The organism is Taibaiella soli, assembly GCF_003236175.1.
Lineage (GTDB): Bacteria > Bacteroidota > Bacteroidia > Chitinophagales > Chitinophagaceae > QKTW01.
In genome coordinates, this window is the sequence record NZ_QKTW01000023.1 from 1 (window position 1) to 13,581 (window position 13,581).

A 13,581-nucleotide genomic window follows, 5' to 3' on the forward strand; every position below is an offset into this window, starting at 1 on the left:
GCTAAGGGTCGTTGCTGTCATCAAGAATCAAAGAAAATATGTGAATAACTATCAAAAAGCAGCATAAAAAGTATTTCGTTAAGTCATAGCAATCATTGCGAGGAGGAAGTATGACGACGTCGCAACCTGATTTCGCGTTTAATACTCGCGTAGATTTGCTCGCATTTGTCATGTTGTCGATGAGGTGCATCCAGTAAAATGGTCCTCGATTGTGGTTTGCCAGATAATATAAGCACTGTCAACTGTCCACCGTCAATTGATCTACGAGCTTCTCAGCATTACCGCGCTTTCTATTTTACCAGAGCGCATGGCAGGATATAGTGCAGCCAGCAGGCCGACGATGATAACAGTAACGATTACCAGAACGAAATCTGAAAACTGCATGGAAACAGGGTAGGCATCGATGATAAAAGAGCCTTCGAGTTTCTTCCATTTGAATTGTTGCTGGCCAAGGCAGAGTAAGCCGCCAATGAGCACACCGATTAGTCCGCCGGTAAGTGACCATAAAATTCCTTCTGTGAGAAAAATACCGCGAATGGTGCTGCGATCGGCGCCCATGGTTTGGAGTATCGCCATGTCTTTTTCTTTTTCCAGTACCAGCAGAGAAAGGCCACCCACCATGTTAAACGATGCAATCAGCAATACGAGTAGTAAGATTGCATAGACCGCCCATTTTTCCGTGCGCATAACCACGTACAGCATGCGGTTCTGCTCAAAACGTGTTTCTACAACAAAGCTTTCGCCCAGCAATTGTTTCATTGCTTTCTTTACAGATTCCTGATCGGTACCGGGATTGAGCTTTATCTCATAGGCAGACAATTTGCCCGATTGATTGAAAAGTTGTTGTGCCAACGGTAAACGGGCTAAAACATATTTTCCGTCAAAGTCATCCTGCACATGAAAAACGCCATCGGGGCGCAGCCGCAGGGATTGAAAAGCGGACTCCGGATTTAGGGCAAAATTTGCGTTGGCATTAGGATAATAAAGATTCAGACGGCTGAAGACATTGTTTACATCTACACCGAGCTGTGCTTCTATATGTTGTCCCACAATCGCTGTAGGCGCCGGATCTATGACTACAGAATCCCGCCCTTCCACGATGTAGGGACTAAGATCATTGACTTTAAAATAGGAGGGATCAATGCCTTTCAGCGTTACCACAATTTGCTCGTCTTCACTGTTGACCAGCACATTGTCTTCAATCACCGGCGTAATAACTGTCACGCCGTTTACCTGCCGCAGTTTAGCAAGACGTTGTTCATCGGCCTGAAAGAATTTGCCGCGTGCCGCTGTGATTTTAATATCGGGATAAAAAGCTTTGTACAGGTCTTTGACTACATCTTCAAAGCCGTTAAAAACAGAGAACAGAACGATCATGGCGCAGCTGCCAACTGCGATAGCAAGCATACTGATGCGCGACAGTATCGGCACCGCATTTGCCGAACGCTTGCCGCGCAGGTATCTGAAAGCTGTCTGCCAGACAATGGTTCTGTTCATCCGGTTTATGCTTCTTCGTCTGGTTCAGTTTTATTTTCGCCGCGGGCCGCACGTTCCTCTTCAATCTTTTTGAAAATCGCTTCCATTTTAAACACGTGATCAAGTGTGTCGTCGAGGAAAAAGAGGAGATCGGGTACTCGGCGTAGCTGATTTTTAACTTTCACGCCCAGTAATTTACGCCATTCCCAGGCGCGGTCTTTAATATCGTGCAGTAATTTTTGCTGATCTTTTACCTGGAAAAGACTCAGGTATACGCGTGCCTCCAGCAAATCCGGAGTTACACTCACTCTGGAGATGGAAACCATGCCTCCGTCTATAACATTCACACCTTCACGTTGAAAGATATCACTCAATTCTTCCTGTACAAGCCTGCCAACCTGCTTCTGACGCTTACTTTCTTCCATTTTATATTTATTTCTTGTGTAAAGGTAGCCTAAAACCACCTAGTTAAATAGAGTTTTGCCTGAAACGCGCTGCGTAGTTATTTTTTGATTAAATTCGTTCTTCAAAACTTTCGCTAAAATTAATGAAAAAGCTTGCGTTGATCGCCGTTTCAGGTATCGTTGCTCTGGCATCTTGTAAAGAAGTAGGACCGACTATTGATTTCGCTAAAAAAGTAGATAGTACTTATACCGCTACAGTAGAGACTCCACAGAACCGCAATGTGATGATCGAGGAATTTACAGGTGTTACTTGTGCCAATTGTCCTGCAGGTCATGCAATGATTGAAGGTTTTGAAGCAAAATATCCAAACCGTATTATCGAAGCGCGTATTTACCCATTTAACTTTGGTCAGGCAACCCCAACTGACGTTACCAAACAAGATTTCCGTACCCAAAAAGGTACAGATCTTGCATTTGTTTTCTTTGGCGGGCTTTCATTTATGCCGGCCTGCGTAATTGACCGCGTACCGGTAAACAACCAGATCATGGTATCAAGTCCCAGCTGGTCTGATCAGGTAGATAAACGTATTGCTACGGTAACTCCGTTAAACATGTACATCACGAGTGCTTACGATGCTGGTTCGAAAACCGCAAACATTACGGTGAAAACAGCTATCACACAGGACATCGCTAAAAAGCTCAATCTGACAGTAGCGATCGTAGAAGACAGTATTATCGATGCGCAGGAATATCCGAGCACTACCGATACGTTCTATATGCATCAGTCTGTACTTCGTGATTTTGTTACAGATTATACCGGTTCTGAGATTCTGCCAGGTCTTAATCCGAAACCAGCAGGCCAGGTTTATATTCGTTATTTTAGCTATAAACTCAGCAATGATGCATGGGTGCCTGAACATTGCCGCGTAATTGCGTGGATCAGCAATAACGAAGGAAAAGACATCGAAGTAGCGCAGTCAGTCGTTACACACGTGAAATAAGCCTTTGTTATAACATAGCTTTTAAAAACTTTCTTTTATTTTGCCCTGCCTTTCCGGTAGGGCATTTTTCTACCCGGTCACAATAACGGAATTATGAAGAAAACACTCGCTTTATTGTTAGTTCCATGTCTGGCATTAAGCATGCTGTCGTGTAAGAATACATCAGAGAATAATTCGGCTGAAACAACCGTTGCTCAGGATACAACGCCTAAAGTTGCCGTGCCTGATTTTAACGCTGATTCTGCTTATGCTTTAGTGGCAAAACAAGTAGCCTTTGGTCCCAGAGTGCCGGGAACACCAGCACAAAAGCAATGTGCCGACTGGATGGAAACGGAGCTGAAAAAAGTTACAGATACTGTTTACAGACAAAATGTTCAGGTAAAAGCAGGTAACGGGAAAATGTTGCCATGTATCAACCTAATTGGTTCTATTAATCCCAAAGCGACAAAACGCATTTTATTTCTGACCCATTGGGATAGCCGTCCCTGGGCGGATCAGGATACAAAAGATAAAGACAAACCAATTCTTGCCGCAGACGATGCGGGCAGTGGCGTTGGCGTATTGTTGGAAGTGGCCCGTCAGATTCAGATGAAAAAACTACCTGAGTCAGTCGGTATCGATATTCTTTTTGAAGACGTAGAAGATTATGGAAAAGAGATATGGGGTGATGCGTCTTATTGTCTTGGTACGCAATACTGGGCGCATCATCCGCATGTGCCGGGTTACAAAGCTGAATTTGGTATTTTATTGGACATGGTAGGCGCCCGCAATGCTAAATTTTCCATCGAGGGACTTTCGGCGCAGGTTGCCGGTGATGTGCAGCAGAATGTATGGCAGGCTGCGGGTCGTGCAGGCTATTCTTCATTCTTTCCGTTTGTAAATGGCAGCACCATTATCGACGATCACGAATTTGTAAACAGCATTGCGCATATTCCGACAATCGATATCATTAACCTTGCGGGGAATGGTATGGAACCATTTGCAGCGCATTGGCATACGCACAATGACAACATGGATATTATCGACAAGAACACACTGAAAGCAGTAGGACAGACCTTGCTTCAGGTGATCTATGAAACGGCACATCCGCTATAGTATATATTTTCCGGTATTCGGCTGAATTGAGGCTGATGCCAGAGATGCTTGTATCTTTAAACTTTATAGAAGTAACAGAACGTGAAATACCGCCACGCCATTTTGATTGTTTTTCTGGTGATTCTTATTGACCAGATTTTTAAAATATACGTGAAGACGCATTTTTATTACGGAGAAGAAGTGAACGTATTAGGTCACTGGTTTCGTTTGCATTTTCTCGAAAATGAGGGAATGGCCTTTGGTATGAAATTCAGCCAGGCCGCCTTCGGAAAATTGTTGCTCACATCCTTCCGCTTGATTGCTGTTGCATTCGGTTTCTATCTGCTGAAACGTGTCGTAAACCGCGGTTATGGCAATGGTGCCATCATCTGCGGCGCACTCATTCTTGCCGGTGCAATGGGTAACCTGATTGATAGCCTTTTTTACGGACTTATCTTTACGGAAAGCTCATTTCATGTAGCGCAAATCGTGCCGATGGGACAGGGTTACGGCCAATTTCTGCACGGTCGCGTCGTCGACATGTTTTACTTCCCGATCATCAATGTAAATCTGCCGAGCTGGATTCCGATCTGGGGTGGTAAAGAATTTGAATTCTTTGAGCCAGTTTTCAATTTCGCAGATGCCGCCATTTCTGTTGGTGTATTGACGCTGGTTTTCTTCCAGAAGAAGCTTGTGGTGAAAAAACACAAAACACCGGCTAAACAGGCTGCAGTTTAATAGATCCTTAAACTTAAATGTCTTTATAAAATATTATATTCGTCAGACAAAACATCAACGTTTGTCTGACGAATATATTTCTATTACCGTATGGCTTGCCAGTCGTAGCTACCGAATCCGGATTCGTCGGGAAGAGGAAGAAGCGGTGCGTAAAAGTATTAAACAGGCGGATGAAAAGATCGCTGAATTGCGCCAGCACTATGCGGGAAAAGATGATCAGGATTTTATAGCGATGTGCCTGCTGATGTATGCCGCTGATCATGCAACCGAACCTTTGGAGCATCCGGCGTTGCAGGCTGAATTAAACACCATCCTGCAAAAAATCGATAAGATGCTTAACGCTTAAGGTGCGCAACGCCCAAAGCGTGTAATGATGGAAGAAGCTTCAGGCGTCAGGCTTTGAGCTTTTTCAGCTTAACGATTCCAGCAAAACTTCCATTTTACTACCTCTGGAACCTTTAATGAGAATGGAAGCATTTTCGGGCTTGTGTGCTGCGATATATTCAGCTGCCAGCCGCGAGTCTGCAAAGTATAAATAATCACCTTTTACTGGTTCAAATTCCTTTCCAACCAGTATTACCTGTTGCCATTCATGTTGTTTGATGAGCGCCACCAGATCTTCATGTTCTTTATGCTCTTCTGCACCCATTTCTTTCATTGCGCCCAGCCAGAGATATTTATGTTCCATTTTCGCATTCGCGAAATTCTGAATTGCCGCGCGCATGCTCGTTGGGTTTGCGTTATAGGCATCCAGAATAATCTGGTTACTGCCTTGCTGCATCCATTGAGAACGGCTGTTGTCTGGATTGTATGCTGCAATAGCTGTCTTGATCTCATCAATAGAAATGCCGAAATACAGACCAACGGCAACAGCTACCATCACATTCGGAAAATTGTATTCGCCCACGAGATGTGTGGATAACAGGGTTTCATTTCCTGCCGTCAGTATCGCTACTTTCAGGAAGAGATCATCCATGATCGGCTTTCCAATATATTGGGCGTTGGCACTGCCATAAGTGATTTGTTGTGCGATTCCTTTTGCCATCTCTTTGAGATAGTCTAAGTCTTCATTTCTGAAAACAGTGCCATTACTTTCACGGAGGAAATCATATAACTCGCCTTTCCCTTTTCGTACGCCTTCCAGGCTGCCAAAGCCTTCCAGATGCGCTTTGCCAGCATTGGTGATGAGACCGTGCGTAGGCGCCGCGATTTTACAGTAGCCTGCAATTTCCTGCTGATGATTTGCGCCCATTTCAATCACTGCCATTTGCGCATCGTTTTTGATCCGAAGCAGCGTAAGCGGTACGCCGATATGATTATTGAGATTGCCTTCAGTAGCGTAAGTGGTAAACTGAGTTTTCAAAACCGTTGTGATCAGCTCTTTTGTAGTGGTTTTACCGTTGGAACCAGTGATAGCGATAAACGGAATGCTGAACTGCTGGCGATGGTGATGCGCCAGTTGCTGTAAGGTGGTCAATACATCTGCTACTACAATATAACGGTCATCAGCTGCGTAGTCTGCTTCATCAATGATTGCGTAAGCAGCGCCAGCTTCCAGCGCTTGTTTGGCAAAAGCATTGCCGTTAAAGTTCGGTCCTTTCAACGCAAAGAAAAGATCGCCGTTTTTCAGTTTGCGGGTGTCTGTCTGTACGGAAGGGTATTGGAGAAATACTTTGTATAAAGAAGCTATATCCACGCTAAGGAATTTAGGGAGTAAAAATAAAAAACCCCTTCAAAATGAAGGGGCTCATTATTATTATCTGTGGTCAACATTTTTATTTTCTGCTTTTGCCGAAGTTGTTACCCGCTTTAGAGTTGTTCTGGCCGTTAGGGCTACCCAGACGATCCATTACGCAACGGAAACCGATTGTAGCGCTTGCCTGATTAGCCTGCATGAAGCGGCGTGCACCAGGAGCCAGCCAGTATGCGCGGTCAGCCCAAGAGCCACCTTTGTATACTTTAGCTTCGTCGCTGATCAGTGTGTTTTTACCGTAAGCATAAGAATACTGAGAAGTGCTGTCGCCATCGTTAAAGTCGCTCAGGTTACCAGCTCTGTAATCGTAGCGGTGTGTAGAGTCAACATCAGCCTGAGTAACCGGACGCGTTTGCAGATGACCTAAGCTATCTTTTTCATCCAGTGAGTTATCTTCAGCTACACGTTTGTAAGTTTCGTACATGTTGCCGCGGTAAGGATTCAGACCTGCCTGATCTTTAGTGATTGGACGGTAAGTATCCAGTACCCACTCACTCACGTTACCAGACATATTATACAGACCGAAAGCATTTGGTTTGTAAGAATAGATTGGAGCTGGACGGTCAGCGTTATCGTTCAGACCACCTGCAACACCCATGTAGTCACCTTTACCACGAGTGAAGTTCGCGAGGAATTCACCTTGGTATTGGTTACGCAGTGCCCAACGTGTAGAGTTTTTAGCACCCCAGGAGTAAGTGTTACGTTCTGTAACAACTTCTTCACCACGACGACGTTTAGTTTCTGGTTCTGGGTTGTTACCGATCAGACCGAGCGCAGCGTATTCCCACTCAGCTTCTGTCGGGAGACGGTAGTCTGGCAGCAAATAACCATCAGAGTAAGTGAGGTTACGTTTTTTAGAACCGCTCGGATCGAGATCCTTTTTGCGGCTGTTGCCTGCCATACCATCATATTGGCCATTGATATACGTTTCAGTGTTGAAAACGTCTTCATTGGTTTGGTTTGGATTCTTTTTCAGCATACCGTTTTTGATGAGGATCATCTCATTTACACGGTCTGTACGCCATTTACAATATTCGTTAGCCTGATACCAGTTTACACCCACCACCGGATAGTAGTTGTAAGCAGCATGCTCGAAATATGTATTTACCATTGGTTCGTTGTACTGCAAAGACTTACGCCAAACGCTTTCGTCAGGCATAGCCTTAGTGATCACCTCAGGGTAGTCACCGCCATAGTTACGCTTCAGCCAGTAGATATACTCGCGGTAGTGAACGTTGGCAACCTCTGTTTCATCCATGTAGAAAGATGATACAGAAACTGTACGTGGAATATTGTTACGATCTACAGTAGGCAAGTCATCATCAGCCTGGCCCATTGTAAAGCGGCCGCCTTCAACAAAAACCAAACCAGGTCCGGTTTGCTGACCAGGATAATTAGGAACGTCGAAGCCCCCTAGGCGCGAATCATTGTAATCCCAACCGGTTTTATCCGATGTGCCGGAAGATTTTTTAGATGAGCAAGCCGAAAAAAGAGTCGCTGCTCCAATATACAGCAAGCTCAAGCCAACAAGCGTTCTTTTCATAATCTGAGAAAAATATTAGCTACGAATTAGGTTGATATTTGTTAAAAGTGTTACAATGTTAGAGCATTCTTTTCACAATGTCAAGCGTAAAAAGCACGAAGCGTAAAAAAAATTAAACTTTTCACCGGATAATCTTCATAATATTTTGTTATGTTTTATCGTTTCTTTCCTATGTGATCTTTACGGGAGCAGTCCTCCTGATATTTCCTTAATTTTGAAAACATAGTCCGGCTGCTTTGAGTCCGGTCAGTACAGTATCGAAATGAGAAATTTATTAAGTTTTTTGCTTAGTTCATGCCTGGTTACAACGGCATGGGCTTCCTCCACCGAAACCTACCATATTGCAGCGAGCGATATTAATAACGGCTATGTCGTAAAAAAAGTATGGCTTAAAGAGTACGCTGTGCCCCGTGTACAGCTGATCAATCCTGCGTTTACGGCTGTCAGCGCGCTGCCGCAAAACGTTACTGCTCAAAACCCTCAGGATGTAAAAGTGGTGATTGGTGAAGTACGCAAACGTTACTTCGCGATTGTTAAAATTCCGGTCTATTCTACTCAGGGCGGCGCTGTACGTCAGCTCACAGATTTTACACTGGTCACAGATGAACAGGCAGCTCCTGCAACTACTCCCAAAGCTTTAGCAAGAACAACTGGTACTGTAACAAATTCCCCTTTAGCTTCAGGTAGCTGGTACAAAATTTCTATACCGCAACGCGGCGTTTATAAAATTGATTATGATTTTATTAAAACTAAATTAGGCGTAGATCCGGCAGGCATAAACACTGCTAATATCCGGGTATATGGCAACGGAGGCACTATGCTTCCGGAAAACAATGCCATTCCGCGTCCGGCAGATCTTACGGAAGATGCGATCGTCGTGAATGATGGCGGCGATGGAAAATTCGGCTCCGGGGATTACATCCTTTTTTATGCAAACGGACCGGTCACATGGGCTAAAGACAGTGTCAACGGACGTTTTACACACAGCAATAATCTCTACGAAAATAAATCGTACTACTTCCTCAATTTTGATCTCGGAGCGGGTAAACGTGTTGGCGCAGCAAATAACGCAGCACAGTCCAATATCCCGGTTACGAGTTTCAATGATTACCAGATGCACGATACCGACCTGGTAAACCTTGGCGTGGTAGGTAAGACCTGGTGGGGCGAAAACTTTAGCACGCTTCCCGGTAAAAGCTCTGACTACACTTTTAATTTCAATCTTGGACAGGTTATCGATTCTGTATCTGCCTCGATGAGCCTCGGTTGCGTGTCTAGTGTAAATGGCAACACGTTTAATGTCGCGGTAAATGGGCAAACCTATGGTGGTCCGTATTACATGGGTCAGATTCCTGTGGATATTTCCGGCACGCCGGTTTCCGCCGTCGTAACCCAGTATGTCCAATACAAGCTCCCGGCTTCCAATTCGGAGAGTTTTTACCTGAAATTTAACTCTCCTGCTACAGACGCTAACGGATATCTGGACTATATCGAACTTAATTATCGCAGAGCGCTTTCTTTTGCCGGTGGCCAAATGAATTTTCGTGACTGGAACTCGGTAGGATCGGGTAATGTAGCGGGTTATAGTATTCAGAATACAAACAGCAATACCCAGGTATGGGATATAACTGATCCGATCAATCCTGCATCAATCAGCGGCAATTTGAATGGTGGTACCTATAGTTTCGCACAGGACGCTTCGCAATTGCGCGAGTTCGTCACATTTGACGGCAGTCAGTTTTACACACCTGATTTTGTCAGTAAGGTAGATAATCAAAATATTCATGGCCAGTCTGCGGTAGACCTGATTGTTGTGACCTATCCGGATTTTCTGGATGCGGCCAATCAGATTGCAGATTTTCACCGCCAGCATGATAATATGCGTGTGTTGGTAGCCACAACCGGGCAGATTTATAATGAATTTTCATCCGGGTCACAAGACATCAGCGCCATCCGTGATGCCGCTAAAATGTTTTATGACCGCGCTGGAAATGATACTACGCAAATGCCACGCTATTTGCTGCTGTTTGGCGATGCTTCTTACGATTATAAGGATCGGATCGGTGCGAATACCAACTATGTGCCTACGTTTGAATCACAGGAATCAATAAGTCTTGGCAACAGTTATGGAACGGACGACTTTTTTGGCTTCCTCGGGGCAAATGAAAATATTGAAGACATCACAATTGCAAACTCTTTTGATATTGGCGTAGGACGTATTCCGGTAGCGACGACAGCAGATGCAAATAATGTGGCCGCAAAAATCATTCATTACAAAAGCGCCGCCTCACTTGGACCATGGCGCCTGACCAATACTTATGTGGCCGATAACGAAGATGACGCTGGCGCACACCTTGCGCAGGCAGAGGAAATGGTGGCTGAGGTAGACAGCAATGTCAATGTTTACAATGACGTAAAAGTATATCTGGATAATCTCCCGTTTGTTTCCACACCGGGCGGTGCCCGCTGTCCGGATGCTAATAAAGCAATCAATGACCAGGTCTTTAAAGGAACGTTTATCATCAATTACAACGGTCACGGTGGGCCAACGACTTTGGCGCATGAACGCATTCTTACTGCCGATGATTTCAATCAGTGGAAAAATATCGATAAACTGCCTTTCATGATCACCGCGACCTGTGATTTTGCGCGTTTCGATGATCCTTCATATGTATCGGCAGGTGAAAAACTGGTAATTAAATCGGACGGTGGTGCAATTGCATTGCTTACTACAACACAGCTGACCTACGCTTATGCCAACCGTATGTTGAATCTTCAGTTCCTCAACGCACAGTTTCAACGCGTGAATGGTACCTGGAATACATTTGGCGATGCATTCCGTGAAGGTAAAAACGTGACTTACGAATCTAATCCGTTGCCAGATTACAGTACACTGGTTAACTTCAGAAAATTCACGTTGCTGGGCGACCCTGCACTGGAGCCAGATTTTCCTGAATATAGCGTAGCTACAGATTCCATTAAAACACTGGATGGAAATCCTACAGACACAGTGAGTGCATTGGGCGGTTACCTTATTACCGGAAAGGTGAAAGATCATTCAGGTAATCTGATGAGCAGTTTCAACGGTCAGGTGTATGTGACGATTTATGACAAAGCCCGCACCATAACGCTTTATACCAAAGTATACAATACCAAACGGACCTATCTCGTACAAGATAATATTATATATAAAGGGAAGGCGACTGTTGAAAACGGACGTTTCAGCGTAAAATTCGTTGCGCCTAAAGATCTGAATTATGATTTCGGTAAAGGCCGGATCAGTTATTATGCGGATAATGGTACCATAGATGCGGCAGGCATCGATACTTCAATGACTGTCGGCGGATATTCCGATAATCCGGTAGTAGATAATACGCCGCCAATTGTAAAACCTTACATGAACGATAGCTTTTTCGTGGATGGCGGCATTACAGGCAGCAATACCCTTTTGTTCGTTTCGCTTTTCGATGAAACCGGTATTAATATCTCCGGTAATAGCGTCGGCCACGATCTTACTGCCGTTCTGGACGGTGATGTGCAAAATCCTTATGTATTAAATGATTATTACGAAAACGCACCAAATGATTATCAGCATGGTTATGTAAACTTCCCGATTACAGGTCTGGCAGACGGTCAGCACGTACTACACGTAAAAGCATGGGATGTGAACAATAACTCAGGTGAAGGGGACGTCCATTTCGTGGTTTACAACGGCGAAGTGATGAAAATCGGCAATCTGATGAATTATCCGAACCCATTCGGTAACGTCAGCAAAGAAACTCATTTCGTATTTGAGCATAATCATCCTGAAGAAACACTTACGGCTAAATTGTTGATTTACAATATGGGCGGTCAGTTAGTGCGTTCTTTCCAGGAAACTTTCACACCTTCCGGCAGCCGTAGTCATGAGATTACCTGGGATGGTACGGACCAGGCTGGTGCACAATTGCCTGATGGTGTGTATGTTTACAGAATAAATATTTCAACAAGTACAGGAATTCAGGCGACTGCATACCAAAAATTGGTTTTGATCCGTTAATATGTTTTTGCAAATTCGCCCGGACTTAAAATAGCCCGGGCTGTTTGTAACATAAACGAAATAAGATAACTTTGCAAAACTTTAAATTAAAGTATAATAGAATGTCGAATCGCCTTGCAATAATCGGACTGAGTCTTTTGGCCGGTTTTTCTTCACGTACTGCTTTAGCTCAAACCGGGCTGAACGGACAAACAACGATCCCAACCACTGCTGTTCCTTTTCTGAGAATTTCTCCTGATGCACGCTCTGGCGGTATGGGTGATGTCGGTCTCGCTATTTCTCCGGATGCGAACGCACAATACTGGAACGTTGCTAAAATTCCGTTTACAGATAAAAAATTCGGCATCTCTGCAACTTATACGCCATGGCTGAAGGATCTCGTTCCAGATATCTTCCTCGCATATCTCTCCGCTTACGCTAAATTCGGTGAAAATAACAACCAGGCGATCAGCGGTTCTTTGCGCTATTTCTCTCTGGGTGATATCAACTATACGGACATCAACGCAACACCGGTAGGTACTGGTAAGCCACGTGAATTCTCCGTAGACCTTGGTTACTCACGTAAACTGTCGGATTATCTCTCCGTAGGTTTGACCGGCCGTTATATTCACTCGGCAATCGCTACAGGTCTCAGCGGTCAGCAAGGTACAGACTACAAACCTGGTAGCACTGCTTCTGCGGATATGGGTGTGTACTATAACAAAACAAAAGAAATTACAGAATACCGTAGCTCTACATGGAGCTTTGGTGCTGCACTGACTAACCTCGGTGGTAAAATCTCTTATAATTCTACCCGCAAAGACTTTATTCCATTGAACCTCGGTATCGGTGCAGCATATACTTATCAGGTAGATGAATACAACAAATTCACAATCGCTGCTGATCTGAATAAACTGCTGGTGCCTGCGCCAACAGATACTTCTACCAGCGGTACGCCTGCTTACGATATGCACAGTGATATGGGCGTAGTAGAAGGTATGTTTAAATCATTTGGTGATCCGGCTGGTATGAAGCGTATCGATATGTCGATCGGTGCTGAATACTGGTACCAAAACCAATTTGCAGTACGCGCAGGTTATTTCTACGAATCTCCTTCAAACGGTGACCGTCAGTATTTCACTTGTGGTCTGGGTGTTCGTTACAACATCTTTAACCTGAACTTCTCTTACCTCGTTCCTTCAGGCTCTGGTATCAACAGAAACCCGTTGTCCAACACACTGCGTTTCTCTCTGATGTTTGAATTTGACAAACTCGGCAAACAAGAAGCCAGCGAATAGGCTTAGCAATAAAAGATAAAACGAATAAAGGCTCGCAATTTGCGAGCCTTTATTCGTTTTATCTACCAGGTAAAGCCAGGGGAGTAGCTGTGCCGTATGTATTTTATGGTCGGGAAAATTTGGAACATCGTTTGATTGGATTTTAGAATATATTTAGAATATGGATTGCTGAAATTTTCTCTGGAGAAACAGGGATGATAGTGATAGATTGAATAACAGCCCTGTTAAAACGAATAGCGCACCTAGCTGGCCATATCAATATTTGTTGCTGTTACA

The 13,581-nt window shown here is 44.3% G+C and carries 10 protein-coding genes; 6 read left to right on the plus strand and 4 right to left on the minus strand.

What is annotated here, in order from left to right:
* Positions 1 to 261: 261 nt before the first annotated feature.
* Positions 262 to 1,497 carry an FtsX-like permease family protein gene (locus DN068_RS17830; protein ID WP_111000306.1) on the minus strand — a complete coding sequence of 412 codons (1,236 nt, stop codon included), beginning with the start codon at positions 1,495 to 1,497 and terminating at the stop codon, positions 262 to 264.
* 5 nt (positions 1,498 to 1,502) lie between these two features.
* Positions 1,503 to 1,901 (minus strand): 30S ribosome-binding factor RbfA, encoded by a 399-nt coding sequence (rbfA, locus tag DN068_RS17835; protein ID WP_111000307.1) that lies wholly within the window; start codon positions 1,899 to 1,901, stop codon positions 1,503 to 1,505.
* A gap of 122 nt (positions 1,902 to 2,023) precedes the next feature.
* Here rbfA and DN068_RS17840 point away from each other — a divergent pair, with 122 nt between their 5' ends.
* The 4 genes from DN068_RS17840 (at position 2,024) to zapA (ending at position 5,039) form a co-directional block, all read left to right on the plus strand.
* A complete protein-coding gene (locus DN068_RS17840) occupies positions 2,024 to 2,881 on the plus strand; it encodes an Omp28-related outer membrane protein (protein WP_111000308.1) in 858 nt (285 codons plus the stop codon).
* 93 nt (positions 2,882 to 2,974) lie between these two features.
* Positions 2,975 to 3,976 carry a M28 family peptidase gene (locus tag DN068_RS17845; RefSeq protein WP_111000309.1) on the plus strand — a complete coding sequence of 334 codons (1,002 nt, stop codon included), beginning with the start codon at positions 2,975 to 2,977 and terminating at the stop codon, positions 3,974 to 3,976.
* Positions 3,977 to 4,057: 81 nt separating this feature from the next.
* The gene (locus tag DN068_RS17850) at positions 4,058 to 4,693 is read left to right on the plus strand and encodes a lipoprotein signal peptidase (protein ID WP_111000310.1); all 636 of its coding nucleotides are present in this window, start codon (positions 4,058 to 4,060) and stop codon (positions 4,691 to 4,693) included.
* 61 nt (positions 4,694 to 4,754) lie between these two features.
* On the plus strand, positions 4,755 to 5,039 hold the full coding sequence (zapA, locus tag DN068_RS17855; protein ID WP_165836441.1) for a cell division protein ZapA: 285 nt from the start codon (positions 4,755 to 4,757) through the stop codon (positions 5,037 to 5,039).
* 63 nt (positions 5,040 to 5,102) lie between these two features.
* Here the strand turns inward: zapA and DN068_RS17860 are convergent, their stop codons facing one another.
* Both DN068_RS17860 and DN068_RS17865 read right to left on the minus strand, forming a co-directional pair.
* Positions 5,103 to 6,389, minus strand: coding sequence for a UDP-N-acetylmuramoyl-tripeptide--D-alanyl-D-alanine ligase (locus DN068_RS17860; protein WP_111000312.1), 1,287 nt, complete (start codon positions 6,387 to 6,389; stop codon positions 5,103 to 5,105).
* Positions 6,390 to 6,468: 79 nt separating this feature from the next.
* Positions 6,469 to 7,989 carry an SUMF1/EgtB/PvdO family nonheme iron enzyme gene (locus tag DN068_RS17865; protein WP_111000313.1) on the minus strand — a complete coding sequence of 507 codons (1,521 nt, stop codon included), beginning with the start codon at positions 7,987 to 7,989 and terminating at the stop codon, positions 6,469 to 6,471.
* Positions 7,990 to 8,251: 262 nt separating this feature from the next.
* Between DN068_RS17865 and porU the strand changes: the two genes are divergently transcribed.
* On the plus strand, positions 8,252 to 12,028 hold the full coding sequence (gene porU / locus DN068_RS17870) for a type IX secretion system sortase PorU (protein WP_111000314.1): 3,777 nt from the start codon (positions 8,252 to 8,254) through the stop codon (positions 12,026 to 12,028).
* Positions 12,029 to 12,129: 101 nt separating this feature from the next.
* Positions 12,130 to 13,305 carry a type IX secretion system outer membrane channel protein PorV gene (gene porV / locus DN068_RS17875; protein ID WP_111000315.1) on the plus strand — a complete coding sequence of 392 codons (1,176 nt, stop codon included), beginning with the start codon at positions 12,130 to 12,132 and terminating at the stop codon, positions 13,303 to 13,305.
* The last annotated feature ends 276 nt before the right edge of the window (positions 13,306 to 13,581 follow it).

Bases quoted from the DNA above. Each gene is read 5' to 3' on its own strand.
- DN068_RS17865 (WP_111000313.1), bottom strand. From the start codon at position 7,989: ATGAAAAGAACGCTTGTTGGCTTGAGCTTGCTGTATATTGGAGCAGCG.
- DN068_RS17840 (WP_111000308.1), top strand. From the start codon at position 2,024: ATGAAAAAGCTTGCGTTGATCGCCGTTTCAGGTATCGTTGCTCTGGCA.
- porV (WP_111000315.1), top strand. From the start codon at position 12,130: ATGTCGAATCGCCTTGCAATAATCGGACTGAGTCTTTTGGCCGGTTTT.
- DN068_RS17830 (WP_111000306.1), bottom strand. From the start codon at position 1,497: ATGAACAGAACCATTGTCTGGCAGACAGCTTTCAGATACCTGCGCGGC.
- rbfA (WP_111000307.1), bottom strand. From the start codon at position 1,901: ATGGAAGAAAGTAAGCGTCAGAAGCAGGTTGGCAGGCTTGTACAGGAA.
- porU (WP_111000314.1), top strand. From the start codon at position 8,252: ATGAGAAATTTATTAAGTTTTTTGCTTAGTTCATGCCTGGTTACAACG.
- DN068_RS17845 (WP_111000309.1), top strand. From the start codon at position 2,975: ATGAAGAAAACACTCGCTTTATTGTTAGTTCCATGTCTGGCATTAAGC.